This is a genomic window from Ureibacillus sinduriensis BLB-1 = JCM 15800, assembly GCF_000772955.1.
Taxonomy (GTDB): Bacteria; Bacillota; Bacilli; order Bacillales_A; family Planococcaceae; genus Ureibacillus; species Ureibacillus sinduriensis.
Genome location: NZ_JPVO01000041.1, coordinates 26,667 through 50,866, shown reverse-complemented (window position 1 = coordinate 50,866; position 24,200 = coordinate 26,667). Strand labels below are relative to the sequence as shown.

31 protein-coding genes are annotated in these 24,200 nt (G+C 36.8%); 21 read left to right on the top strand and 10 right to left on the bottom strand.

The window, feature by feature from the left end; translation table 11 throughout:
- Nucleotides 1-2: 2 nt before the first annotated feature.
- From CD33_RS03805 to CD33_RS03785, 5 genes are all read left to right on the top strand, one after another.
- On the top strand, nt 3-755 hold the full coding sequence (locus CD33_RS03805; protein WP_036198426.1) for a YqjF family protein: 753 nt from the start codon (nt 3-5) through the stop codon (nt 753-755).
- Nucleotides 756-882: 127 nt separating this feature from the next.
- On the top strand, nt 883-1,440 hold the full coding sequence (locus CD33_RS03800) for an isochorismatase family protein (protein WP_036198425.1): 558 nt from the start codon (nt 883-885) through the stop codon (nt 1,438-1,440).
- Between the two features lie 93 nt (nt 1,441-1,533).
- Complete coding sequence (locus CD33_RS03795; protein ID WP_036198424.1) at nt 1,534-2,124, top strand: nucleotidyltransferase family protein; 591 nt, start codon at nt 1,534-1,536, stop codon at nt 2,122-2,124.
- Between the two features lie 201 nt (nt 2,125-2,325).
- Nucleotides 2,326-3,198, top strand: coding sequence for a YitT family protein (locus CD33_RS03790; protein WP_036198423.1), 873 nt, complete (start codon nt 2,326-2,328; stop codon nt 3,196-3,198).
- A 152-nt stretch (nt 3,199-3,350) separates the two neighbouring features.
- Nucleotides 3,351-4,187, top strand: a complete 837-nt coding sequence (locus CD33_RS03785; RefSeq protein WP_036198422.1) for a GNAT family N-acetyltransferase — start codon at nt 3,351-3,353, stop codon at nt 4,185-4,187.
- Nucleotides 4,188-4,199: 12 nt separating this feature from the next.
- On the opposite strand, the gene CD33_RS03780 is transcribed toward CD33_RS03785, so the two are convergent.
- On the bottom strand, nt 4,200-5,165 hold the full coding sequence (locus tag CD33_RS03780; protein WP_036198419.1) for an NAD(P)-dependent alcohol dehydrogenase: 966 nt from the start codon (nt 5,163-5,165) through the stop codon (nt 4,200-4,202).
- 165 nt (nt 5,166-5,330) lie between these two features.
- Here CD33_RS03780 and CD33_RS03775 point away from each other — a divergent pair, with 165 nt between their 5' ends.
- Nucleotides 5,331-5,798 (top strand): GNAT family N-acetyltransferase, encoded by a 468-nt coding sequence (locus tag CD33_RS03775; protein WP_036198417.1) that lies wholly within the window; start codon nt 5,331-5,333, stop codon nt 5,796-5,798.
- A 28-nt stretch (nt 5,799-5,826) separates the two neighbouring features.
- Nucleotides 5,827-6,546: an AAA family ATPase gene (locus CD33_RS03770; RefSeq protein WP_036198415.1), complete on the top strand. Its 720-nt coding sequence runs from the start codon at nt 5,827-5,829 to the stop codon at nt 6,544-6,546.
- A gap of 49 nt (nt 6,547-6,595) precedes the next feature.
- Here the strand turns inward: CD33_RS03770 and CD33_RS20665 are convergent, their stop codons facing one another.
- Entirely contained in the window at nt 6,596-6,730 is a 135-nt protein-coding gene (locus tag CD33_RS20665) for a hypothetical protein (protein WP_258516512.1), read from the bottom strand.
- 28 nt (nt 6,731-6,758) lie between these two features.
- Nucleotides 6,759-6,965, bottom strand: a complete 207-nt coding sequence (locus CD33_RS03765; RefSeq protein ID WP_036198413.1) for a hypothetical protein — start codon at nt 6,963-6,965, stop codon at nt 6,759-6,761.
- 264 nt (nt 6,966-7,229) lie between these two features.
- On the opposite strand from CD33_RS03765, the gene CD33_RS03760 reads away from it, so the two are divergent.
- Both CD33_RS03760 and CD33_RS20920 read left to right on the top strand, forming a co-directional pair.
- Nucleotides 7,230-7,496, top strand: coding sequence for a VOC family protein (locus tag CD33_RS03760; protein WP_258516509.1), 267 nt, complete (start codon nt 7,230-7,232; stop codon nt 7,494-7,496).
- Nucleotides 7,497-7,808: 312 nt separating this feature from the next.
- Nucleotides 7,809-7,907 (top strand): hypothetical protein, encoded by a 99-nt coding sequence (locus CD33_RS20920; RefSeq protein WP_328587766.1) that lies wholly within the window; start codon nt 7,809-7,811, stop codon nt 7,905-7,907.
- Between the two features lie 58 nt (nt 7,908-7,965).
- Here the strand turns inward: CD33_RS20920 and CD33_RS03755 are convergent, their stop codons facing one another.
- Entirely contained in the window at nt 7,966-8,145 is a 180-nt protein-coding gene (locus CD33_RS03755) for a small acid-soluble spore protein H (protein ID WP_036198412.1), read from the bottom strand.
- Between the two features lie 279 nt (nt 8,146-8,424).
- Here CD33_RS03755 and CD33_RS03750 point away from each other — a divergent pair, with 279 nt between their 5' ends.
- Nucleotides 8,425-8,628, top strand: a complete 204-nt coding sequence (locus CD33_RS03750) for a hypothetical protein (protein WP_036198410.1) — start codon at nt 8,425-8,427, stop codon at nt 8,626-8,628.
- A 71-nt stretch (nt 8,629-8,699) separates the two neighbouring features.
- Here the strand turns inward: CD33_RS03750 and CD33_RS03745 are convergent, their stop codons facing one another.
- Nucleotides 8,700-9,266: a GNAT family N-acetyltransferase gene (locus CD33_RS03745; protein WP_036198407.1), complete on the bottom strand. Its 567-nt coding sequence runs from the start codon at nt 9,264-9,266 to the stop codon at nt 8,700-8,702.
- 170 nt (nt 9,267-9,436) lie between these two features.
- Here CD33_RS03745 and CD33_RS20805 point away from each other — a divergent pair, with 170 nt between their 5' ends.
- Nucleotides 9,437-9,730 carry a hypothetical protein gene (locus tag CD33_RS20805; protein ID WP_309299185.1) on the top strand — a complete coding sequence of 98 codons (294 nt, stop codon included), beginning with the start codon at nt 9,437-9,439 and terminating at the stop codon, nt 9,728-9,730.
- A gap of 47 nt (nt 9,731-9,777) precedes the next feature.
- Nucleotides 9,778-9,909 (top strand): N-acetyltransferase, encoded by a 132-nt coding sequence (locus CD33_RS20800; protein WP_309299184.1) that lies wholly within the window; start codon nt 9,778-9,780, stop codon nt 9,907-9,909.
- A gap of 72 nt (nt 9,910-9,981) precedes the next feature.
- Here CD33_RS20800 and CD33_RS03735 read toward each other — a convergent pair whose 3' ends face one another.
- A complete protein-coding gene (locus CD33_RS03735) occupies nt 9,982-11,976 on the bottom strand; it encodes a methyl-accepting chemotaxis protein (protein ID WP_036198404.1) in 1,995 nt (664 codons plus the stop codon).
- 282 nt (nt 11,977-12,258) lie between these two features.
- Here CD33_RS03735 and CD33_RS03730 point away from each other — a divergent pair, with 282 nt between their 5' ends.
- The 4 genes from CD33_RS03730 (at nt 12,259) to cyoE (ending at nt 16,003) form a co-directional block, all read left to right on the top strand.
- Nucleotides 12,259-12,903 carry an NIF family HAD-type phosphatase gene (locus CD33_RS03730; protein WP_036198402.1) on the top strand — a complete coding sequence of 215 codons (645 nt, stop codon included), beginning with the start codon at nt 12,259-12,261 and terminating at the stop codon, nt 12,901-12,903.
- 101 nt (nt 12,904-13,004) lie between these two features.
- A complete protein-coding gene (locus CD33_RS03725) occupies nt 13,005-13,370 on the top strand; it encodes a VOC family protein (protein WP_036198400.1) in 366 nt (121 codons plus the stop codon).
- Between the two features lie 274 nt (nt 13,371-13,644).
- A complete protein-coding gene (locus CD33_RS03720) occupies nt 13,645-14,724 on the top strand; it encodes an AbrB family transcriptional regulator (protein WP_052129971.1) in 1,080 nt (359 codons plus the stop codon).
- A 394-nt stretch (nt 14,725-15,118) separates the two neighbouring features.
- Nucleotides 15,119-16,003, top strand: coding sequence for a heme o synthase (gene cyoE, locus CD33_RS03715; RefSeq protein WP_036198397.1), 885 nt, complete (start codon nt 15,119-15,121; stop codon nt 16,001-16,003).
- Between the two features lie 666 nt (nt 16,004-16,669).
- Here cyoE and CD33_RS03710 read toward each other — a convergent pair.
- Nucleotides 16,670-16,924 carry a hypothetical protein gene (locus CD33_RS03710; RefSeq protein WP_036198396.1) on the bottom strand — a complete coding sequence of 85 codons (255 nt, stop codon included), beginning with the start codon at nt 16,922-16,924 and terminating at the stop codon, nt 16,670-16,672.
- A gap of 284 nt (nt 16,925-17,208) precedes the next feature.
- Complete coding sequence (locus tag CD33_RS03705) at nt 17,209-18,591, bottom strand: dipeptidase (protein WP_036198394.1); 1,383 nt, start codon at nt 18,589-18,591, stop codon at nt 17,209-17,211.
- 261 nt (nt 18,592-18,852) lie between these two features.
- Between CD33_RS03705 and CD33_RS03700 the strand changes: the two genes are divergently transcribed.
- The 5 genes from CD33_RS03700 to CD33_RS03680 all read left to right on the top strand — a co-directional run bounded on the left by CD33_RS03700 (nt 18,853) and on the right by CD33_RS03680 (nt 22,801).
- Nucleotides 18,853-19,398 carry an RNA polymerase sigma factor gene (locus CD33_RS03700; protein WP_036198392.1) on the top strand — a complete coding sequence of 182 codons (546 nt, stop codon included), beginning with the start codon at nt 18,853-18,855 and terminating at the stop codon, nt 19,396-19,398.
- A 334-nt stretch (nt 19,399-19,732) separates the two neighbouring features.
- Entirely contained in the window at nt 19,733-20,461 is a 729-nt protein-coding gene (locus tag CD33_RS03695) for an amino acid ABC transporter ATP-binding protein (protein ID WP_036198390.1), read from the top strand.
- A gap of 25 nt (nt 20,462-20,486) precedes the next feature.
- A complete protein-coding gene (locus CD33_RS03690; RefSeq protein ID WP_036198388.1) occupies nt 20,487-21,311 on the top strand; it encodes a transporter substrate-binding domain-containing protein in 825 nt (274 codons plus the stop codon).
- Nucleotides 21,312-21,484: 173 nt separating this feature from the next.
- Nucleotides 21,485-22,138: an amino acid ABC transporter permease gene (locus tag CD33_RS03685; RefSeq protein WP_036198386.1), complete on the top strand. Its 654-nt coding sequence runs from the start codon at nt 21,485-21,487 to the stop codon at nt 22,136-22,138.
- A gap of 12 nt (nt 22,139-22,150) precedes the next feature.
- Complete coding sequence (locus CD33_RS03680) at nt 22,151-22,801, top strand: amino acid ABC transporter permease (RefSeq protein ID WP_036198384.1); 651 nt, start codon at nt 22,151-22,153, stop codon at nt 22,799-22,801.
- A 223-nt stretch (nt 22,802-23,024) separates the two neighbouring features.
- Here CD33_RS03680 and CD33_RS03675 read toward each other — a convergent pair whose 3' ends face one another.
- Nucleotides 23,025-23,465, bottom strand: coding sequence for a MarR family winged helix-turn-helix transcriptional regulator (locus CD33_RS03675; RefSeq protein ID WP_036198382.1), 441 nt, complete (start codon nt 23,463-23,465; stop codon nt 23,025-23,027).
- 75 nt (nt 23,466-23,540) lie between these two features.
- Nucleotides 23,541-23,945, bottom strand: a complete 405-nt coding sequence (gene spx, locus CD33_RS03670) for a transcriptional regulator Spx (RefSeq protein ID WP_036198380.1) — start codon at nt 23,943-23,945, stop codon at nt 23,541-23,543.
- Nucleotides 23,946-24,200 lie beyond the last annotated feature (255 nt).

Genomic DNA, 24,200 nt, shown 5'->3' with positions numbered 1-24,200 from the left:
AAATGAAAGAGCGAATGTTTGTTGAAGAAGGCTGTATAGAGGAAAAGAGGAAGTTAACGACCAGTTTGCCTTGGATTATGAAGCAGACTTGGAGTGATGTCTTATTTGCACATTATCCGGTGCCACGCAAAGTTCTAGAAAATTTGGTGCCAAGTGGGTTGACGTTGGATACGTTTTATCAAACCGGGTGGGTTACTATTGTACCTTACTTAACGAGTTCCATGCATTTAAGAGGATTGCCGCCCATACCCGGAATGGCTGCGTTTCCAGGCTTTAATGTCCGTACGTATGTAACGCTGAATGGAAAGCCGGGAGTTTACTTTTTTAGTTTAACGGCTTCCAACTTTCTTGCCGCATATTCTGCTAAAACATTTTTCCGGTTGCCCTACTTTCATATGAACATGTACTACAAAAAGGCGAAGGAATTAATCATATTTGAAAGTGAAAAGAAGTCAGGTCTACAGTTGCTGTGCAATTATAAGTCGATATCCGCGCCATCAGTGGCAGACAAAGGGTCGATGGAAGAATGGCTAGTGGAACGATATTGTCTCTATACTGTCAATGAAAAAGGTGTCCCTTTACGAGCGGATATTTTGCACGAACCTTGGCTGCTGGAAAGAGCGGAAGCTGAATTCCAGCATAACACCTTGCTGAAAGCCTTGAATATCGTGCCGAATTACGAAAGACCGATATTGCATTATGCCAAAAAGGCAGTGGTTCGTATTTGGCCGATCGTCCAGGCAGAGAATAAATAATGGGAACGATACCTTTTTATAAGGGTATCGCTCTTTTAGATTTAAATTATCATGGCGGAAAGAAGGATTTTTTTCTGCAGATAAGGAATAGAAATGGAGATAAACAAGTTGCTAGGGGGGAAATTAGTTGAAACAAGCATTAGTAATCATTGATGCACAGCAAGCGTTGATTGAAGGGGATCACGTTGAACCGGGAGTGATCGAAAAGGAAAGATTAATAACAAAGATTAACGCGGTTATCCAACAGGCATTAGACAGAAAGATTACAATCATATTTATCCGGGACGTCGATGTTGCAAATGGCGAAGGCCCCGGTTTTGAGGTGCATCCGGGAATCAATGTGCCTTCGCATACCATCACTTTTAACAAGGCAGCGACAAATTCATTTTATGGGACGCCATTAAATAATTATCTAAAAGAACGTGGAATTGAACATCTTGTCATGATGGGGTGCAAAACGGAATACTGCATCGACACAGCGGTAAGGACGGCAACAGTATCTGGATTTGACGTGACGCTGGTAGAGGACGGACACTCTACATCTGATTCAGATGCACTAACTGGACAACAAATTATCAATCATCATAATAGGACATTGCATGGACATTACAATGTTGATAATTTTTCACTTGTTCGAAATTCGGATGAGGATTTGTTTACGCCTACACATAATAATTATCGATAAGTTGATATAGTCTATAATATTTCTAATCAAAACAGATCTCCACTGCCGCTTTGGCAGTTTTTTATTGGGGATTTAGAAGACATAAGGGGGAGAATGGTATTGTTGAATGAGGAAAAGATTATTTCAATCATTCGGGAGGATGCTTGGATGATGGACATCTTACAAGCTGCGAAAACATTGGATCTTCCTGACTGGTGGATATGTGCGGGGTTTGTAAGGGCAAAAATTTGGGATACACTACATGGTTTTCATAAAAGGACGCAGGTACCTGATGTGGACGTAATTTACTTTGATTCGTCCAATCTTGATGAATCAGAGGAAAAGTGGTACGAGATAAAGTTGGAATCACTCCTGCCAAATATTCCATGGTCCGTAAAAAATGAAGCGAGAATGCACATAAGAAATAACACTGCTCCTTATACATCTTCAATCGATGCAATATCAAAATTTCCGGAAACAGCAACTGCAATCGGAATTAAATTGGATGGCCGGGGTAACCTGATTTTGGCTGCACCGTATGGGATTACCGACGTTGTAAATATGGTTGTTAAGCCGACTCCCTTCGTATTGATGGACAAAGGGAGAATTCAGAATTATGAAACACGTGTAGCTCAAAAAGATTGGAAAGGAACGTGGGGGAAATTACAAATTTTACAGGTCAATAACATTTCGCCTGTGCAGTAGAAGGCTTTGAATATTTTATCTGATCATTGTTCGTGGATTAGGATTTCAACAAGTTATCGACTGCAAAAAAGCATTTCAATATAACTTTTAAGGGCTGTTGTTTTGAGAATAGGGAAAGCTAATATATAATTATTATATTGGGAAATATAAGTGAAAAACTTTACATAACCGAACGAAACTGTATTGGAAAGAGGAAACAAAATGAATAAAGTGAGAAAGAAAAAGACTAATATAGTCAGGATTTTAACGAAATCCATCATGATTATATTGGGGGGGTTAATCGCAGCATATGGACTGGAGGCTGTATTAATTCCGAATAATGTATCGGACGGTGGAGTAACGGGACTAAGTATCGTCGGCTCACAGTTGTTCGGGTTACCTTTGGGCGTTTTAATCGCCGTTTTGAACATCCCATTCGTATGGCTTGGGTATAAGCAAATTGGGAAAAGCTTTGCTATCTATTCAGTGTTGGGTATAGCTTCATTAGCAGTTGGGACAATACTCATGCATCATATCCCGGCCATTATTGATGGCGATACTTTATTGGTTACGGTTGTCGGCGGGATTATCCTCGGATTTGGTATGGGTTTGGCGCTGCGTAATGGCGGTGCATTGGATGGCATTGATATGTTGGCGGTTCTCTTATCGAAAAAATTGCCTTTTGGGACAAGTGATTTAATTTTATTCCTGAATTTATTTGTCTTCATTATTGTATCAACAGTTTTCGGTCTGCAAGGCGCTATTCTTTCGGGTATTGCTTACTTTATAGCATCTAAGGTCATTCATATTGTAGAAGAAGGGCTAAGTGGCTCTAAGACATTTAAAATTATCACCCTGGAACCGGAAATGCTTGTTGATACGATTCGTGATCGTCTAGGTCGAAGTGCCACTTATAATGAAGCATATGGCGGCTATACGAAAGAAAAGTTCATTGAAGTGACTTGTGTCATTAACCGTTTGGAAGAAAGTAAAATGAAAGAGATCATTCAAGAAATCGATCCAGGTGCTTTTGTTACCGTCTATGATGTAGCGGAAGTGAAGGGCGGTAACTTTAGAAAACGGGATATTCATTAATTGTTAATGCTGGAAAGCGTTTCTATAAAAAGAAACGCTTTTTTTCTTTATATAAAAGGGTTTATCGCTAACACAACGAACTTTTTATAGATCAGAAAGAAATGGGGTGCTTATATGCCTGCAATGATTGAAATGGCTGCAGATTTGGATGAGTGGCAAACTTCCTATACGAAGTAAATAATCAAAAATCATCCCATATTGGATATTGTGGTGACAAAGTTGAAGAAATCTATGCAACATTAAAAAAAGATTTTGTTCAGGAAAATGGTCGGATTGCCTTTTATATTGCCAAAAATATTGAAGGAAAAATAGATGCGGCAATTGGGTTGGATATTGATGGAAAAAGTGCGGAAGTATGGGGACCATTTAATAAAACTTCTTCGCACGTATTACAGCAAAAAATATGGGGACGGCTATTGGAAGAGTATCCAACAATCAGGTCATTCAACTTTTTTCTGAATAGTGATAATCACATTCAGCAGGAGTTTATGAACATACTGCAAGCTACTAAAACGGGTGAACACCTAATTTTAGAACTTCAAAAAGAAAATTTTGAAGGTGTGCTTGAATTTAAAAGCACAAAATATTGTGATACCGACTATCAAGCTTTTGAATATTTGCATGGAGCAGAGTTTCCGGATACATATTATGATGCCAAAACGATTGTAGCCCGATTGAATGATGAATATTGTTTTTTAAGAGTGCTGAAATCAACAACGGGTGAAATTCTTGGCTATGCTCATTATGAGGTAGATATGGAATTGGGAGAAGCTTTCCTACACTACATTGCTATTTCTCCATCTGCTAAAAATCAAGGATATGGCACCATGTTGCTGAACGAAGTTATTACGGAACTCTTTACTTTTTTGACTATAAAAGAAATAAAATTGTGTGTAGAACGGAAAAATGATCAAGCTAATCATATTTACTTCAAAGTAGGTTTTACGGAAAAGGATATATTGTTCAATTACCGACTTAAACGCGGGTGAAGGTACAATAGATTAAATAGAAATGACAATTTTTCCTTGTGCATGGCCTTGTTCAAAATATTCGAAGGCTTCTTTTAGTTCGCTTAACTTGTAAGTTCGATCGATAACGGGTTTTACTTTATCCGCTTCAATAAGTTCCTTTAAAAATAGCAAATCTTTTCGATTCGTTTTCTGCAGCATGTTCTTAAGGCTCTTTTTATTTGTTAAGGATAGGAGGGGACCCAGGAACATGGCCTGATACATTTGTGCTTCAGAACCACCAATCATCACGTATGAACCTTCTGGCTTTAGAAGACGATTATAGGTTGAAATCGGAACGTATCCATTCACTGCAAGAATGAGATCAAAGCGATTTTCCATTTTTGAAATATCTTCTTTTGTATAATCAATGACATGATCTGCACCAAGTGAACGTGCAATTTCTATATTTCTAGAACTACAAACGGCTGTCACCTCTGTGTTGTATGCCTTAGCGATCTGAATGGCAAAAGTCCCGACTCCTCCAGAGGCACCGTTTATTAGCACCTTTTGGCCGGAATTTATTTTGCCCCTCTGCAACGCTTGCAAGGCTGTAACTGCTGCCATAGGAACAGCGGCGGCTTCTTCAAAAGTAAGATTAGTTGGTTTGTGGACTATTGCTCGTTGCGGGAGCGCGACATATTCGGAATATCCTCCCCATCCAAAAGCGGAAAGGTCACCGAAAACTTGATCGCCTGGCTGAAACCCGGTTACATTTTTGCCGATTGCTTCAACTATCCCCGCGATATCACCACCTGGTATAGCGAATCTAGGTTTGAACAAACCGAAAGCCATTCGTGCCAAAAATGGTTTTCCCGATAAAAGAACTAAGTTACCGTAATTTATAGAGGCGGCTTTAATACTTACCAATACTTCATCATCATTTTGTAATGGCTTATTAACTTCTTTTAGCTCCAAAATATCAGGTGTTCCGTATTTTTTTGTAATAATTGCTTTCATGGATACCCTCCAAAGTTGAAATTTATATAGGAGTATATTCCAGCAAAAAGAGGTTCAATACAGCTAAGTCCAAAATAGGAAATTGAATTTTTTGAAAAATATGGTTGAAGGAACAAGTGATATAATGTAAAATAGGAACAAATGTTCCTGTGTGAGGTGATTATCTTGAATCTTTGTTTTTATAACGAAACATATAAAGAGGCAGTTGAAAACTATCAAATAACTGAGGACCAACTAAGGTTTACCGGTGCACCGGTTGATTGTACGCAGCTTTGCGCAAAGGATCCGGATCGACACGCCATAATGGCGATTGAGGGCGGGATCTTGGTTACATACTTTAATCTACATAAAAATAAGGGGGTAGAACCCTATTCTGACAATCCCGATGCAATTTTATTAAGAGCATTTTCCACAGATATCCGCTATATAGGAAATGGCTATGCAAAACAGGCGTTAAAGCGATTACCGTCTTTTGTTCGAGAAAATTTTTATGGTATTAATGAAATTGTTTTAGCAGTGAATCTTGGAAATGAAGTTGCCCATAATCTATACAAAAAATGTGGATATGTTGATGAAGGGGAACGAAGAATGGGCAAAAAGGGCGAGCTCATAGTTATGAGCTATTATTTATAGTATATGAGAGGTAAGAGGGGGATTAAAAATGTTCTTGAATAGAGTTGAACTCCAGCGCGATTTAATTTCATCGTATAATGAATACCCTTTTTCAATCCCGACAATCAAGACACTTGACCGATTGGAAATAGAGAATCAGGTCACATTTTTCGTTGGAGAAAATGGTTCGGGCAAGTCGACACTATTAGAAGCAATTGCAGAAAAATGCGGATTTAATACTGCTGGTGGGGGAAGGAACAATTTTTATGATGTTCATCGGTCCGAATCTGCATTAGGTGAATTTATCAGACTTTCATGGTGGCCAAAAGTAACAAACGGTTTCTTTTTGCGTGCAGAGTCTTTCTATAACTTTGCATCACATATAGATGAAGTAGCAGCTTTTAAATCGTATGGTGGGCGCTCTTTACATGAACAGTCCCATGGGGAATCCTTTATGTCGCTATTTTCAAACCGGTTTAATGGAAATGCGATCTATTTATTGGATGAACCGGAAGCAGCACTTTCCCCCCAAAGACAGCTTGCTTTTTTAAGGATTCTACATGATTTGGTCCAAGAAGGAGACAGTCAGTTTATTATTGCGACACATTCACCAATTCTTTTAGGATACCCCAATGCTACAATCTACAGTTTTGATGAAGAGTCCATTCAAGAAATAAAATATGAAGAAACGAATCATTACCGAATTATGAGGTACTTTTTGGAAAACAGGGAGCGATTTTTAAAGGACATTCTCCAAGGAGAGGAATAGTAAATACACCAAAAGTATCGATATGTACTTTTGGTGCATCTACAGTTAACTAATTGTTTCTGTTCTTTTTCTGCTTTTTGTTGTTGTTTTTAACTTCTTGTACATCCAACTCTTGAGCGATCTCTTGGTTGTTATTGTTTAAGTTGTTGTTATTATTATTTCTATTCTTATTTTTTTTCGCCATTTCCAGTTCCTCCATTAGTTTAGATTATTTATCTTTTATTTGATTGTTGATTTTTGTCATGATTGGTTGCATTGTTCTTATTCTTAACTTTTGAATCGAATTCTTCTGCTATCTCAGCAGTATTGTCCTCCGGATTATCTCGATGACTAGTGGTATTTCTATGCAAATGTGCATAAGTTTCGAAAGGGTTGTGGGTTCTCACATTCAATGTTTCCTTGCTGTTTTTGTTCCCCATGAATTCACCTCCTAGGTACTAATTTGCTCAGGATAAACGGTTTTATTCTAGGTAGGGTGTCAAAAACATTTACATAGGGAGACATTAATTTCCTATTTTCTATTGATGGATAGTTCAAATGGATTTTTCAAAATATTGGAACAAATGATAATACTTTTTTAAAATAAGGAGGTCTATAAATTTGGCAAGAGTTATTGGGTTTGAAATAGCAGTCAAAATCCGGAAAAAGCAGCCCAATTTTTTGCTGACGTGTTTGGCTGGGAAGTGGCCGAGCCCTCTTGGGATTATTGGGCAGTAACAACGGGACAAGCAGAAGAACATGGTATAGATGGGGGGATAAGTAAAGGGCCTAGTGATTATCCTCACGGGACAAGAATACAAATAGAGGTCAAATCAATCGATGAAACGTTGCAGAAAGCAAAAGGGAATGGTGCTATGATTCTTCGGGATAAAATGGAATTTGATGATTTTTATTTAGCTTATTTGGTCGACCCGGTTGGGATGGGATTTGGTCTAATTCAAAAGAAGTAACTCATGTTTGTAGGAGGTTGTTTTTAATGGAAAAGGAAATTCCTATTAAAAACCGAATGAACGGTATTTTCATTCATGCAAGTAATTTGAAAAATCTGCACAATGGGATTGCGAACTACTTGGCATAAAAGTTGATTTAGAAATAATAAAATCCTCCGTTTTCAATGTACCTATTGAGGGAGTACTTCCTGACTTTAGATGATCATACTTTCGATCCTCATTTTAAACATCAAACAAGTTCAAATCCGATATTTAATTTTTACGCTCCTAATTTGATGAGCTTATCAGTACTTAAAAAAGAGGAACTATAAGATAGTTAGGGAAATTGAATGGCATGTTGATGAAATGGCTTGGTTCAATGTAGCAGATCCAGATGGGAATGTGGTAATGATAATGAATTACCCCTTGTGAAAATAATAAAAAAGAAAAGAGAGAATATTGTTAATTACATATTCTCCCTGATTACTTCTTACTGCTCCAATAAACTGGATAAAGGAACATCTTGTTCTTTTTGAGGATCATCAAGAGGGTATATTCTAGCAGTTCCTTTTTCCGCATCTACATGTTGAATATATACCTTTTCTCCGTTATACAATACGTTTGCAATAACCGGAGACTCCGAAATCTCTTGGGCTCTTTGAACATTCATCTTGATATCCTCCTGATTGAGTAAGTTAACATTCCAATCTTATTATTTGCATTTAGGAGGTAATTAAAACTAAATAGAGGCAAATATTATTAACTCTTCTGGACAAAAAAGGAAGTATTAACTAAAGATTAAAATAAAAATACACTAAAAATGAAACAATCATTTTTGTTCTTCGTATATTAACTATAAAAAAGTGAAAACTATGTAATAGATTGTCATATTTAGTTAAAAACAATCATATATTATCGTTGTTGTGGATTTTATAAGGAGTGTATTAAAGTGAACAATAGTGTCAAAAAACAAGTAATACTTATTCTCTCTTCTCTTGCTTTAATGGTTGTTATTGGGTTATCAATAGATTTGTATTTAACCCATAAAGAAATTATGGAGGCGTCCAATGCTTGCTACAATCTTGATGGTTATCCAGTTGTACATAAGGAAGGGTTCATATCAAACTGGTCTTTTACTTGTAATGGTATATAAAATTTGGAATAAAAAAACACCTCTGCTTTAATTGAGGTGAAATTACAGAATAAAAAAAAGGATATAGGGCTTTATCGATCTATGATTTTTCGAGAAGAAGCAGTTTCAAGCCATTCATGTTCGAGAATGCCATAAAGGTGAGAGTCTCTCCAGCCATCATGTATGATAAAATCGTCACGAACTGTTCCTTCTCTCAGCATGCCCACCTTCTCTAAAACTTTTACTGAGCCTACATTCCGAGGATCGCAAGTTGCAGAAATTCGATGCAAGTTTAGCTGAGTGAAGCCAAATGTAATTAATAGTTTTGCAATCTCTGTAGCATATCCAGATCGCCAAAAATCAGGATGTACAACATATCCAATTTCACCTTTTCTATCAATAAAATCTTGTATGTTGATTTCTCCTGAACCGATGAGCTTATCTTCTACTGTCGCAGCGAAAACAAAACGGGATCTAGGAATTTCTTTACTGTCGAAAATCACTTGCTGAACAAACTCCCTGGAATCTTCTTCTGAATTTGGCCCCCAAGGTTGGTACTGACATACAATAGGCAAAGAGGCGTAGGAATGCACATCCATCCAATCCGTTTCTTGCAGCTCTCTTAATGTCACTCTGTTACCAACTATACTAGCAATCATTGAAACCCCTCCCGAATACATTGATGTAAAGATATTTAAATTCTTCAAAAAAAGCGAAAGTCCTCTAAAATAAATACTTAATATTTTGCTTTGCCCAAATTAAATTTACATATAACTGATTTAAAGGATGTTTAACAACTTAGCGAAACAGTAATGGAGTGATGGTAGACATGGAAATGAAAGTAGTCGACATGAATGAGCAATATGCAACTCAAATACTTAATTGGAAGTATGATCCACCTTATAATTTTTATGATAATGAGTATACAAAGGAAGCATTGGAAGAATTACTTGATAGTTCATACTATGCTTTAGTAGATACGGAAAATGAATTGTTTGGATTTTTTTGTTCTGGTAAATCTGCGCAAGTACCTGCTGGACATGCCACACGGGCCTATAAAGAAAATTTTGTTGATATGGGATTAGGGATGAATCCAAGATTCGTCGGTAGGGGAAGGGGGTAGAGTTTTGTTCTTTTATAATTAATGTAATCAAAAAGAAAAACGGGAAAGTGAGTATCCGGTTAACGGTAGCCAAATTTAATCAGAGAGCAATTCGTTTATACGAAAAACTTGGGTTTAAAAAAGATAAAGAATTTTGGACGGATCGAGCGGAATTTATGACCATGGTAAAGAGGGATTAACTAATCAGATAAATATCCGTCCCAAAAGGTTTGGAATATGCTTGTGGGACGAAATTTAATCCGCTTGACAGGTTATTTTATTTTAAATTTACTTATAACAGTTGCTAGCTCTGTACTTAAGTTGTTTAATTGTTCTGAGGCTTCTGCAACAGACTGGATTGCTGTAAGCTGTTCATCGCTTGAAGCACTTACTTCCTCACAGGCAGCGGCAGTGGATTGAGCTGTTAGTGACATTTCTTCAATTGTTTGAATTACTTGATCTTTATAAATAACAATCCCTTCAATTTGGAAAATGACATTCTTAAATGTACCTTCCATGTTCTCAATAAGAGCAGAAAGATTTTTGAAAAGGGAACTAGTATCTTCTACTACAGCACCTTGGTTTAGGAATGTTTTTTGCATTTCCCCCATTTGATTTGCCACTTGTTGAGATTCTGTTTGAAGCTCAATGAGCGTCCTTTTAACTTGTACTGTCGCTCTTGCTGATTGTTCTGCAAGCTTTCTAACTTCTTCGGCTACAACAGCAAAGCCTTTTCCATGCTCACCAGCACGGGCAGCTTCGATACTTGCATTGAGTGCGAGTAGATTCGTTTGAGCAGAAATATCAGATATCGAACTCATGACAGTATCAATCGCATTCACTTTTGTCTCTAAGCCTTTAACCGCCTGTGCCATTATCGTTAACTCGTGATTGGAATGGTCAAAGGAGCCCAATAAATTTTTCATCTTGTCGTGACCTAAAATATTTAACTGATCTGCTTTTTCTGTAATGTCATGTAAAGAATGGGACTGAACCAGCATCTCGTTAATTTTTTCGCCGAGTTGGCCTGTAGTTTCTGTTACCGCATCGGCATTCTCCGATGAAGTAGTCGCTCCAACTGCGATGTCATTTACTGCATTTGAAACTTCTACACTAGAAGCGCTTGTTTCCTCAGCTAGAGCACTTAGGTGATGAGAACGATGTTCCACGTTATTTGATGATTCTTGCACAACTTTAATAATATTCTTCATGTTTACAATCATTGAGTTGAAATGGGTGTTGAGTTTACCAATTTCATCCTGTGATTTAACTTCGATATTGACTGATAGATCCCCTTGCGAAACTTCTTTCATTAAGTGCCCAAGTTTGTTGATAGGTTTTAGAACGTTCGTTATAAAAAGGAATAAAACAATGAAAGTAACCACAATAATAGCTATTGAAATATATAAGATGACTTGTTGAATATTCTTGGCAAGTCCATTTAAATTATCGGCGTAGTAGACTGAAGCTACTGTCCAGTTTAACTCCGGCACTTTCGTATAAACGATTACAGCGTCTTTGTCATCGATCGTTGCCTTCAATTTATTTTTTGTATTACTATCTGTCTGTAATGCTTGAACGAATTCTTCTGCACTGAGGTCTTCTCCCATTCTCGATGGATGCACTATCGCGCTTCCGCTGTTATCTAATACTAGAGGATAACCATCATACCCCAGGTTAGTGGTTGATAACATATCTGTTAGTTGCGCTAATAGGATATCTACACCCATAACACCTATAATTTTATTACCATCTTTAACAGCCATAGAACCTGTTATCGCATACTCGCCGGTAACACTATCCAGGTAAGGGGACGACCAAACAAACTGATCAGGATTTTGCATAGCTTTTGTATACCAAGGGCGTGTTTTCATATCGAGGTCCTTGAGCCCCTCAAAATGAGGTTCCATAATCGTGTATTCACCATCGGTAAAGTAAATGCCTGAAGCAGCATCATATACTGATAGGTAATCTGCTAAATCGGCTCGGTATAATTGATCGGCGTCGTCGTTATAAGTAAGTGAAAATGAGTGGAAATTATGTACATCTGGTGACACGGCCAATTTTTTTATACTTTTCTCATATATTGATAAAAATGTTGTAATATTGTCAGAGAGTCCTTCAACAACTACTTCACTTTGTTGAATTACACTATCTTCCGTCTTAGAAGAGATTAAAAGTGAGCTGACAGTTCCTAGTGTACCCAAGCCTAACACGATAATTATTAAAACTATAGCCAGTATTCGCCATCTAATAGATATCTTCAAAAAAATCCCTCCTAATATAATAAATTTATAATGACACTATAATAACAAAATCTTATATACAAAGCATGCTAAAAATTAATTATATTTAATATATTTCTACTATTCAGAAAATAAATCATCCCCACTTTTACATAAATTTATATATATTTACTTTTTATTACAAAATAATATAAGGTGGAAGATGTATTTTTCTTTTATCTAACAGAAGCTAGTAGTTGGAAAAAAGATAAAAAACCTATACATATGAAGTATGTAAGTAAACTAAGAAAATTGGAGGCAACAATGAATACAGCGATAATTTTTGATATGGATGGTACTTTATTTCAAACAGATAAAATATTGGAACCGGCATTGGAAGGAACATTTAACGTGTTAAGAGAAAATGGTTTGTGGGTTGGAGAGACGCCAATAAACAAATACCGCGAAATTATGGGTGTGCCCTTACCGGTTGTTTGGGAAACGCTATGTCCAAGCTTTTCACAAGAAGACCGAGAGAATAGTAATGAGTTGTTTCAAGGAAAACTGAATGAGATAATCCGTAGCCAAAAAGGGTCTCTTTATCCAAATGTGGAAATGACTCTTCAATCACTAAGTACCAAGTATGATCTTTTCATCGCCAGTAATGGGCTCGGGGAATACTTGCAATCAATTGTCGATACGTATCATTTGAACCGCTTTTTTAAAAAGGTCTACAGCATTCAATTGATACCTTCAGGTAATAAATCGGAGCTGGTAAAGAAAGTAGTGAAAGAAAATAAACTCTCCTCAGCATGGGTTGTGGGGGATCGGTTGTCTGATTTTAAAGCGGCAAAAGATAATGGGCTAATCTCGATAGGCGTGAATTTTGACTTTGCTCAAAAAGATGAGCTGGAGCAAGCTGACATTGTCATTGACGATATTAGGGAATTAACAACCCTCATTCCATAAGCGGTTTGTGTATAACCAAATTGTGTTATTTAACTTGCTCAAATTTGGTGATACTAATCGGGTGGTAAAATCCCAGGAAAATGAGGAATGGAGGAATAAGTTTGAGAAGTGCAAGTCCATACATTTTTGTAGAGAACTGTCTAGAAATAATAGAATATTACCGGAATATATTTAATGGCGAAATTCGCAATGTTCAACAAACGGACGATGGCAAGTGTTTACATGCAGAACTTGTTATAGGCAATAGTACTATTCATTTTTCGGATCATTTTGGGGGAACGACGAAAGGGGATAATGTACGAGTAAGTCTAGAATGTGAAAGTGAAGATGAGATTACTAGGGTATATAATGATTTAAGTGTCTCCGGAAGTGTGACTGTAGAACTCCAAGACACCAATTGGGGAGCTTTACATGCGAATTTAGTGGATCAGTTTGGTGTTGGTTGGCTATTGAATTACACTCGATAGGAATGTTGGATTACGCACTATTTACTTGGGGGATCAAGTCAGAATGAGAGGGTTCCACAATAGCAGAGTATAATGTCCATTACTTTGCGTATTCTAAGAGTGGTCAGAGCACAACTGATTCATCCTTCTACGAAAAAACCGGTTTCGATTTAGAAACCGGTTTTTGCATTTGCATCAATACGGGTACTGAGACATATAAACATAAACACAGTTCTCACTAAAACATATAATATGGTAATCTATTTAGGAACACGAAATAGAAAAGAGGTAACTTATGCATATAAAATCAATTAGCTTAGTTGCAATCATAAGCGTTATTGGAGCCCTATTGTTTGATATGCTTGGTTTGCCGGTTCCGTGGATGCTAGGATCTTTGTTTGCTGTGTTGATTAGTCAATTTTTCATCAAGCTTGAATTATATTGGCCAATCCAGCTACGGAATATAGGGTTAATTGTCATCGGTGTATCCATTGGTCAAACGTTTCAGTTAAATGTTTTTTCAGGAATGGGTTGGTTAGTCCTTTTTATGTTCTTGATCAATATCGCTCTAGTTATTATTAGTATAGTAATGGCGCTTGGAGTGCAAAAATGGGGTGGCATTTCCCTTAAGACCGCATTAACTTGTACTGTCCCGGGTGGCTTGGGGCAGATTGTCGTGTTCGCTGAGGAAGAAAAAGATATTGATTTGGCTGTCGTTACATATTTTCACGTTGTAAGAGTAGTTAGTATTGTGATGGTCATTCCGTTTGTATTGTCAGGGCATGCCGTGCTCCCTGGGAATACGGATGGTGTCCTGGGCAGAGATTTGTTGCCGTTGATAGTTTTATTGTTAGTGGCTGGGGCGACAGTATGGATCGGGAAAAAGATTAAATTGCCAGTTCCATACTTTTTAACGCCAATATTATTAATTATGGCGCTCACTTCATTTTCGTTTGATACACCTCATGTACCGGGAGTCGTACTACATATAGCTCAATTACTAATGGGTGCATATATCGGCCTATTATTAAAACCAAATATGATTAAACTGGGAAAGAAAATAATATTATTGGGGATAGGAAGTGCAATGTTTTTAATTGCCATCACTTTCGGACAAGGCCTTCTATTAATTCGCTTCCTGGATTATTCTTTATCGACAAGCTTTTTAAGCACAGCAGCAGGTGGACTGGATCAAATGAGCTTACTTGCGACCGCTATTGGAGCTGATGTTTCGACAGTAACTGTGTTTCAGATTTTCAGGTTGCTATTCGTCTTTTTGTTAGTATTGCCATTGTTGAAGATAGCATGTTCATATATAGACAATAGACAAGTGGAGAAAAAAGTAAATCGGCTGAAAAAAAGCGGAATACAATAGGGACAATGGAATCATATTTATTATTAATATCATACTCTGTGGATTGATTGGAGTGGAGGGCGACTCCTGGGGGACGAGACAAGGGGGAGACAACAGGCTCGAGCCGTGCCATTGGATGCGCGCCTTCGTAACGGTAATCAAGGCACACTAAAAACACCATTTTCCATCGAAAATGGTGTTTTTGGATTTTGTCCCGCCCCTTTTTGTTATGTGTTTAGTGTCGATAGCTTATTAGATGCTTGTAAATAAGGTAAAGTTTGGGATTTCGATTTAATTGTCAATGAATATTCATATTAAAATAAGCGATGTGATTGTTGAAAGCTATAACAGAATGGTATGATAGAATATAGTGCTTCCGCGAATGGTTGCCTAAAAATGAGAGGAAAGACATACTATGCAAAACTATCTTGATCTCTGGGCTAAGGCGGTTAAGACAGGAATAATTAAGTCGAATTTAATTCCTATGATTGCCGCACTTATGCTCGCATTATATACGTACAAATTAAATTTTATAGAACATATACCGCATATCATTTTTGCCTTTGTAGGTTCTGCTTTTATTATCGGAGCTTCGGGAATTTTTAATAACTTGTATGACCGCGATATTGATGCAATTATGCAACGTACGAAATCCAGACCTACAGTAACAGGGGAATTAAGTGCTCGAACAGTACTGATTGTCGGTATTATCCTGTTGATTGCGGGGTTGGCAGTTCTCTCTTTAACAACCTGGCTAGCTGCTTTTCTTGGATTCCTTGGCGTATTCTTCTATGTTGTCCCTTACACGATGTGGTCAAAACGAAGAACAATTTGGAATACAGAAGTAGGTAGTATTTCAGGTGCAATGCCCCCGCTAATCGGTTGGGCAACGGTAGCGCCGAATATTTGGTATCCCGCGGCGTGGGCGTTGTTTATTATCATGGTGATCTGGCAAATGCCGCATTTCTATGCGATTGCGATACGTAAAAAAGATGACTATGCTGCGGCAAATATTCCAATGTTACCTGTTATAAAGAGTATGCGACGAACATACTTGCAAACGAATATTTATTTAGTCATCATGATGCTGACAAGCTTCTTGTTCGTTCCTTTAAGTTGGGGGCTGACGCTTGTCTCACTCATTCTGGGCGGAATATGGCTTTGGATCAGTATTGTTGGCTATCGACAAATGGATGAGAAAAAGTGGGCAAATAAAATGTTTGGTTACTCGTTAATCTATATGATGGCAGTATTTGCAACAGTAATTATCTATTCCAGTGTCGGCATGATCTTCCAGTAATATCGACTAAGGTGTCCCATCAATAGATGGGATGCCTTTTCTATTATTAATGGATAAAGAAATGGGGTAGTTATTTAAAATTTAAGCGTAGGCGTGTAATTATTAACAATCCTAACGGGATAACTCTGTTGCATATCAGAAAAGAATGCAAATGTAATAGTCTCATTTTAACGAACCCTTTTAATAAAGGATTTTTCTTTAAATAATTTGACTAGGGAGATGGTTAAAATGTTTGAGTAGATTGTGTTATACAACAAAATATTTCAGAAATGTGAACGGAAATGTGATGAAAATGTGACATGTAAGGATGAGCGATATCCAACCAATGCTTGAGATGATAAGATAAAAATATCATAGGAGGTCAACCTTTGACAGCCTCTCTATGAGAAATTGCTCCTTTTAGTAAAAGTGGTAAGTAAAGCTCATAAGAACCTCATAAAAGCTTGTTCGACAAGATATATAACCTCCCCTATGTTTATATATAAAATGCTTTTTAAAAGGGTCAGTCCAAAAGCGCCGTGCATTAGTGCACGGTGTTTTTTCTGTTACTATTTATATATAACCGGAATTTGTGTAGTTTAAAATTCCGATGTTAGGGTATTTACTATAAAAATATAAAAAGCCGATGACGTTACGCATCGGCTATTGCACAATATTTTAACTGGATTAGAATGCACTAAATGAGTAAACACCGAATAGAAGAGAAACAGTTGCTAATGAGTAATAGAAAATACTATAGTTTTTCTTGTTTTGACTTTTCAATTCATATTGCCCCATTCCAAAAAAGAGGGGTCCCATCAACATATACGCCCATGGCAGTAAGTTCGGGCTTCCCACGGCGAACGTATAAATCCCAATCAATACTAGTAAAAGGCCAACAACTGGTTGCATTAGAATTACAAGACTTCTTTTATTTTCCATACAAATCACACTCCTGTTCAAGAAAGATAGCATGTTGCTAGAAATATGCTTATAAATGTATATATTAATGGAATTCTATAAATATTTAGGAATTTCCTTTTTGTTACATAAATGAAATATTCTTAACGAAGATTAGGGTATTTTCAATATGATGATTATTACTCACAATGCTTGATTGAGATGAGGAAGACAGAGTTGCAATTTTTCTGGAGTAGTTAAGAGGGGGATTGAATATAAAAAAACCTAAAAGTTCGGAAAAAGAACTTTTAGGTTGATATAAGTGATTAAAATTCGAGATTTGATACTTCGTGTAAATAATCACCCAAAACGCGCAAACCTTTATCGAAGTTTTCCAAGTGGAAGTGTTCGTTCGGGGCATGGAAGTTTTCGCTGTTTAAACCGAACCCCATCAGGACAACAGGTAGAGCTAAAATTTCATCAAATGCCGCGACTATAGGAATGGAACCGCCGCCACGTGTAAATGCTGTCGGGACATTATAGACGCGTTCATAAGAACGTCCAGCTGCTTGGATTAATGGGTGATCGAATGGTGTTAAGAAGGGAGCGCCTTTATCGAACTCGGATATAACTACCTCCACACCTTTTGGTTTATGCTTCTCAATATGTGCTCTGAGCAGCTCGACGATTTCATTTGGGTCTTGGTCAGGCACTAAGCGGCAAGTAATTTTTGCACCAGCTTCAGCGGGAAGTACGGTTTTGATTCCTTCTCCGGAGAAACCGCCAAAAACGCCGTTAATCTCTAACGTAGGACGAGCCCATGTTTGTTCTAAATAGGAGTATCCTTCTTCACCGAATAGTTCATTTACGCCGATTTCTTGTTTCAATGCTTCTTCATCAAAGTTTAGTTCCCGATAAGCTTGACGCTCTTCGTCGGATAATGGAAGCACTTTATCATAAAAACCTTCCACCTGTATTGTTCCATGTTCATCACGGAACGATGCCAGAATATCTGCCAATGCATGGATTGCATTTTGAACACCGCCGCCATAAAGGCCAGAGTGAAGGTCGCCTTTTGCCCCACGCACATCGATTTGAACCCCGGTAAGACCACGTAAACCGTAACAAACAGCAGGTTTTCCAGGAGCATAAAGACCAGTATCGGAGATTAAAATCAAGTCTGCAGAAAGTTTAGTTTTGTTTTCTTCCACGTAGGCAGGCAGGTTCGGACTACCGATTTCTTCTTCACCTTCGTAAATGAATTTCACGTTTACAGGAAGTGTCCCTTCTGTTGCGAATAACGCTTCGATCATTTTTAAGTGCATGAATACCTGTCCTTTATCATCAGAAGCACCACGAGCAAATAGTTTATTGTCGCGGATTACAGGGTTGAAAGGTTCCGATTCCCAAAGATGAAGCGGATCGACGGGTTGAACATCATAATGGCCATAGAATAATATAGTCGGCTTGTCTTCGGCATGCAGCCATTCCCCATAAACAACCGGATGACCGGCAGTTTGATCTACCGATACGTTTTCGATATTTAACATGCGCAGTTTCTCCGCCAACCATTCGGCCGCTGTTTGGATATCTTGTTTGTGTTCGGAAAGGGAACTGATACTTGGAATTCGTAGAAATTCATTTAATTCCTCCAAGTGTTTCTCACGATTTTCTGTAAAATAAGCATCTAAAGTTTGCGATTGACTCATTCATAAACCCTCATTTCAAATTTATTTAGATAGTAGAAATAGTATAGCATACCGAATGCGTGCCAGGCACACAAACTAATCTGAATAGTGTGAGTGCCAGGCACACACACAAATCTAGGAGAATTCTGAATATTGAAGCGATTTTTGTGTTACTACTACATTACAAGAATGTAATGTAATTGAAAGCAAATCCGATAGAGTGTAATGCAATTATTTGGGAAAATGTAAACAGAAGGTATTGAATATTGGAGGAAATAAAACATGATTAGTTGTTTAAATGGAATTTATGAAGAATATAACCGTTATATATATCACTTATGTTTAAAGTTAACTCGCAACACAGCAGAAGCCGAGGATTTGATGCAAGAAGTATGGGTGAAAGTTGTGCGTAATGAAGAGCAGGTACAAAAGGTTGATCACGTGAAAGCTTGGCTTACAACAATTACAATGAATACATTCCGCGACCGCTATCGCAAGAATGTCAGAAGAAGCAAGTATATGATGAGTCAACCTGAAACATTAGACGTACCGATTCTAGATTTGGTTCCCAGCAATGACATTTCTACTGAAGAAAAGGTGGAAAAAGATGTTGTAACGAAAATTGTCCAGGAGAAAATGCATGAACTGGATGCGATCTATCAAAAAACATTATGGTATTTCTATGTTGATCAATATTCTTTAATCGAAATTTCAACATTGATGAAGGTATCAATTGGAACGGTAAAATCCCGTCTATTTCGAGCGAAGGCTAGATTAAAAGAAATATTACTTTCGGATTCATCTCTTAAGGATGTTGTGATGGCGTAAGAAAAAAGAACTAAAGGAAATTTCCTGCTTAATAGGAGATTTCCTTTTTTTTACTCATATTTATTAGGAATGTAACGTATTGGTATGTATTGAGATACATTGATTTTCCTGTTATAAATGCAATATATATCAAAATTAGATTAAACCTATATCAAAAAGGCAATGATTTAAATCGACAAATTACTTATAATCGTATTATTCAGAAAATAGCTGATTTTTAGATTATTGCTACTATACTTGAAAAGTGTTAAAAATACCTTTGAATATGTAATTTAATAGCTTTATATGATACATAAAAGTGATCGCATTACTTTTATAGTGAGGGGTTTTATTAATGATTAAATTCGAAAAAGTACATAAGCATTACGGAGATTTCCATGTTTTAAATAATATTAATCTCGAAATTAACAAAGGGGAAGTAGTTGTTATTATCGGTCCTTCTGGTTCAGGTAAGAGTACCCTGCTTCGTTGTATAAACCGATTAGAAACAATAACGGAAGGCCATCTCGAAGTAAATGGCGTTGTAGTGAACGATAAAAAAGTAAATATAAACGAATTTAGAAAGAATGTGGGAATGGTATTCCAGCATTTTAACTTATATCCTAATAAAACGGTTTTGGAAAACATAATGTTAGCACCTGTGAAAGTACTTAACAAATCAAAAGATGAAGCGAAAAAGACGGCTATGTATTACTTGGAAAAGGTGGGGATTCCTGAAAAGGCAAACTCCTATCCAAGCCAACTTTCGGGCGGACAACAACAGCGTGTTGCAATTGCCAGAGGTCTCGCGATGAATCCTGAGATTATGTTGTTTGATGAGCCTACATCCGCATTGGACCCAGAAATGATTGGAGAAGTTCTAGATGTTATGAAAGCACTTGCTCGTGAAGGGATGACAATGGTCGTTGTTACTCATGAGATGGGATTCGCAAGAGAAGTTGCAGATCGTATTATCTTTATAGATAAGGGTCAGATACTTGAGGATACAGATCCGACTGAGTTTTATAATGAGCCAAAAGATGAACGCGCTCGCGTATTCCTTAGTCGAATTTTGAATCATTAAAAAATAGAAAATAGGGGGAATTAAAATGTTCAAAAGCAAAAAACTCTTCACCTTCATGTTTTTACTAATTCTATCGGTATTTGCTCTAGCGGCATGTGGTGGCAGTGATGAGGACTCAGGAGACGATGCCTCTTCTTCGGAAGGTAAGTCAACATTAGAAACGCTTAAAGCAAATGATAAAATTGTTTGGGGTGTAAAAAACGATACAAAATTATTTGGTCTTAAAAATCCAAGTAATGGAGAAATTGAAGGTTTCGACGTTGATATGGCAAAAGCAATCACTGAAATTATTTTAGGCGATGCTTCTAAAGTGGAATTTAAAGAAGTAACATCGAAAACTCGTATTCCAATGTTAAATAATGGTGAAATTGATGCAATTATTGCTACTATGACAATTACTGAAGAACGTAAACAAGAAGTTGATTTCTCGGATGTATACTTTGAGGCTGGACAATCACTATTGGTTGAAAAAGGCAGCGATATTCAAAGCATTGATGATATTACTGCGGACACAAAAGTAATCGCTGTTAAAGGTTCTACATCAGCAATCAACATTCGTGAAAAAGCTCCTGATGCACAAGTATTAGAATTTGAAAACTATGCAGAAGCATTTACGGCTTTAAAAGCTGGTCAAGGGGATACTTTAACAACAGATAATGCGATTCTATACGGAATGGCTTCGGAAGATAGTAATTTTGAGCTTGTAGGCGATATCTTTACGGATGAGCCATATGGTATTGCTATGAAAAAAGGCAGTGACGATTTTGTTCAAGCGGTTAACGATGCACTTGCTGAATTAAAAGAAAACGGCAAATATGACGAAATTTATAGCAAATGGCTTAATTTCTAATTTAATAAAGACTTGTAAGTTGACGGGCAGTCAAGAAATACTCTACAAAGGGTAGCTGCCCGTTTTGTTTATAAAGACAGTCCAAGCTAATTTGGAGAATGATCTCAATTCGTAAGTTCTTAGTATTATTGTTTTACAGTTTTTCTATCTTGGTTATTTAATGGAGTGATAATATGCTTGATTTTACTATCCTATCTGAAAACTTTGATGTGTTTTTAGAAGGATTCAAAAATACTTTGTATGTAAGTTTCCTAGCGCTTATTGGGAGTTTCATATTGGGAACAATCTTAGCGATATTTCGAATTGCTCCTATCAAACCATTAAATTGGATTGGGACAATTTACGTTGAGTTTATCCGGAATATACCTTTATTAATTATTTTATTCTTTATTTTCACAGGGCTACCTGTATTTGAAATCCGTTTAAGTGGTTTTGTTGCTGGGACATTGGCATTAATGATATATACCGCTGCTTTTATTGCAGAAGCAATCCGTGCGGGTATTCTCTCAGTACCAAAGGGACAAATGGAAGCGGCGAGATCATCGGGTCTCACTTATACTCAAGCAATGGTGCATGTCATTTTACCTCAAGCGATTAAAATTGTTATTCCGCCATTAGGAAACCAATTTATCAATTTAGTAAAAAACTCATCAGTTTTGACAATTGTGGCTGCAGGAGAACTAATGTATCAGGGAGATTTGATTTCTTCTAGAACTTTCGTAACTTTTGATGTTTATATTTTTGTTGCTGTCTTTTACCTAATTATTACGCTTCCTTTAAGTCTGGGCGTAAATCGTTTAGAAAAAAGACTTGCACTGAGTAATTAGGGGGTTAGGTGAATGGATTTTATCGGAGCATATAGCCCTGACAATTTAATGTTTTTAGTAGATGGTTTTTGGATTACACTAAAAGTAGCAGCTATTTCAATTGTATTGAGTTTTATTATAGGAGGTATACTAGGAATTCTCCGTTATGCGGATATACCAGTTGTCTCTAAAATTGTAGCCGGTATGATTGAAGTTATCCGTAACTTACCTTTACTGTTGATCATATTCTTTGTTTATTTCGCATTACCCGAAATTGGAATTAAGTTTAGCATTGAAGCATCTGCAATTATTGCATTAACGGTCTTTGAATCTGCCATGTTAGCTGAAATTATACGAAGTGGATTGAATTCTGTACCGAAAGGACAAATTGAAGCAGGTCGATCTTCTGGATTATCGTATATTCAAACTCTATGGCACATCGTTCTCCCTCAAGGAATTAAAAAGATGGTGCCACCGATAGTAAGTCAATTTATTTCATTATTGAAAGACACATCACTTGCGACAGTTATCGCTTTACCAGATTTAATGCATAACGCACAAGTGCTTAATGCACAAAGTATCAATTATATTGTTCCAATCTTCATTCTAGTAGCATTAATGTACTTTGTTGTAAATTATATCCTATCAATCGTGACAAGAAGATTAGAATTAAAGGCGAGCTAATGAAGGGGAGCTACCTATTGGGTAGTTTCCTTTTTTGTAATCTTAGCGTTGATTTTTTATAATTGGTATTTGTGGTACATAATCAATATTTCGGGTGGGAAAAGCTTTGAACCATACACTAGCTTTTTAAAACTGCTTAACTTATCATCAAAAAAAGTAAGATGCATATGGTTGCATCTTACTCTTTTTTTAATGATATTTCCAATACTTGATGCTACTTATTTTAACTTTGCCCATTTCCAGTCACAAGACATTTTTCAAAAATTGTATGTAACGTTTTAATTTCTTCATTTGTGAGCATGCCAAACATTGAGTTTACCATTGCCGTCACTTGGGCGCGGGATTCTTGTAATATTCTTTCGCCTTCAGATGTTATAGCGATTTGCGAAGCGCGACGATCGGCATTGCTTTGTGTTTTCTCAATAAAGCCACCATTAATTAACTTTGAAGTTAAAACAGTAACGCCACCCGTCGTCACTTTTAAGCGTTCAGCAATAGCGGAAGGACGTTTTGGACCTTCTTTGGCCAATAAATCTAAGAGTAATATATGAGATTTAGAAAATCCTAAAATATTTTGCTGGTTCCACTCATTTGCCCATTTACGCTCTAATGAAGAGACAACTTCAAAGAGAGAGGAAAGGGTTTCATGCCGTTGGTTATCCATAATGTTCAGCTCCACTTACAAAATTCATTTCGCAGGTCTTGTACTTTTACGAAATTTGCTTTCGCTAGCCAATGATTATCCTTGTGCAGCGATTTGTTGCATGGCGTTTAGCTCGTAGGCACGGACTTTCCGTGGAATGAATCGACGAATATCCATTTCGTTGTAACCGACCTGGATGCGTTTTTCGTCCAGTAATATTGGGCTGCGCAACATACGTGGATATTGCTGAATCAAGTTATACAGATCTTGGATTGATAGTTGTTCAATATCGATATTTAAGTTTTTGAAGTCATTTGAGTTAGTTGCAATGATTTCGTCTGTACCATCTTCAGTCATTCTTAAAATATTTTTAAATTCTGCTAATGTTAAAGGTTGTGATGTTATGCGTTTTTCAGTGAAATTAATTTCATTTTCTTTTAACCATTTAATAGCTTTTCGTGAAGAGGAACAGCTAGATTGTGTATAAATTGTAACTGTCATAAAATCTCCTCGCTTTCATATATTTTAAAGTTTCGTAATTTTACTAGTAAGTCATATTGTTTATATTAATATCTTACCAATAAGTTAATTGTAAGTCAATAGCGATTTCCGTCCTATAAGTGGGCTTGTTACATTAAATTAATAACCGTTTTTCTATAAATATATACGTTTTTACGGAAAAAAAGTTTCAAATAATTGCATATTTTAATTACAAATGCTAATTTGAATTATTTACCTCGACTAACTTCCAATGTT

Coding starts and splice junctions, on each gene's coding strand:
- CD33_RS03805 (WP_036198426.1), top strand. CDS start 3: ATGAAAGAGCGAATGTTTGTTGAAGAAGGCTGTATAGAGGAAAAGAGG.
- CD33_RS03795 (WP_036198424.1), top strand. CDS start 1,534: ATGGTATTGTTGAATGAGGAAAAGATTATTTCAATCATTCGGGAGGAT.
- CD33_RS03790 (WP_036198423.1), top strand. CDS start 2,326: ATGAATAAAGTGAGAAAGAAAAAGACTAATATAGTCAGGATTTTAACG.
- CD33_RS03780 (WP_036198419.1), bottom strand. CDS start 5,165: ATGAAAGCAATTATTACAAAAAAATACGGAACACCTGATATTTTGGAG.
- CD33_RS03770 (WP_036198415.1), top strand. CDS start 5,827: ATGTTCTTGAATAGAGTTGAACTCCAGCGCGATTTAATTTCATCGTAT.
- CD33_RS20665 (WP_258516512.1), bottom strand. CDS start 6,730: ATGGCGAAAAAAAATAAGAATAGAAATAATAATAACAACAACTTAAAC.
- CD33_RS03765 (WP_036198413.1), bottom strand. CDS start 6,965: ATGGGGAACAAAAACAGCAAGGAAACATTGAATGTGAGAACCCACAAC.
- CD33_RS03755 (WP_036198412.1), bottom strand. CDS start 8,145: ATGAATGTTCAAAGAGCCCAAGAGATTTCGGAGTCTCCGGTTATTGCA.
- CD33_RS03745 (WP_036198407.1), bottom strand. CDS start 9,266: ATGATTGCTAGTATAGTTGGTAACAGAGTGACATTAAGAGAGCTGCAA.
- CD33_RS20805 (WP_309299185.1), top strand. CDS start 9,437: ATGGAAATGAAAGTAGTCGACATGAATGAGCAATATGCAACTCAAATA.
- CD33_RS03730 (WP_036198402.1), top strand. CDS start 12,259: ATGAATACAGCGATAATTTTTGATATGGATGGTACTTTATTTCAAACA.
- CD33_RS03720 (WP_052129971.1), top strand. CDS start 13,645: ATGCATATAAAATCAATTAGCTTAGTTGCAATCATAAGCGTTATTGGA.
- cyoE (WP_036198397.1), top strand. CDS start 15,119: ATGCAAAACTATCTTGATCTCTGGGCTAAGGCGGTTAAGACAGGAATA.
- CD33_RS03710 (WP_036198396.1), bottom strand. CDS start 16,924: ATGGAAAATAAAAGAAGTCTTGTAATTCTAATGCAACCAGTTGTTGGC.
- CD33_RS03705 (WP_036198394.1), bottom strand. CDS start 18,591: ATGAGTCAATCGCAAACTTTAGATGCTTATTTTACAGAAAATCGTGAG.
- CD33_RS03700 (WP_036198392.1), top strand. CDS start 18,853: ATGATTAGTTGTTTAAATGGAATTTATGAAGAATATAACCGTTATATA.
- CD33_RS03695 (WP_036198390.1), top strand. CDS start 19,733: ATGATTAAATTCGAAAAAGTACATAAGCATTACGGAGATTTCCATGTT.
- CD33_RS03690 (WP_036198388.1), top strand. CDS start 20,487: ATGTTCAAAAGCAAAAAACTCTTCACCTTCATGTTTTTACTAATTCTA.
- CD33_RS03685 (WP_036198386.1), top strand. CDS start 21,485: ATGCTTGATTTTACTATCCTATCTGAAAACTTTGATGTGTTTTTAGAA.
- CD33_RS03680 (WP_036198384.1), top strand. CDS start 22,151: ATGGATTTTATCGGAGCATATAGCCCTGACAATTTAATGTTTTTAGTA.
- CD33_RS03675 (WP_036198382.1), bottom strand. CDS start 23,465: ATGGATAACCAACGGCATGAAACCCTTTCCTCTCTCTTTGAAGTTGTC.
- spx (WP_036198380.1), bottom strand. CDS start 23,945: ATGACAGTTACAATTTATACACAATCTAGCTGTTCCTCTTCACGAAAA.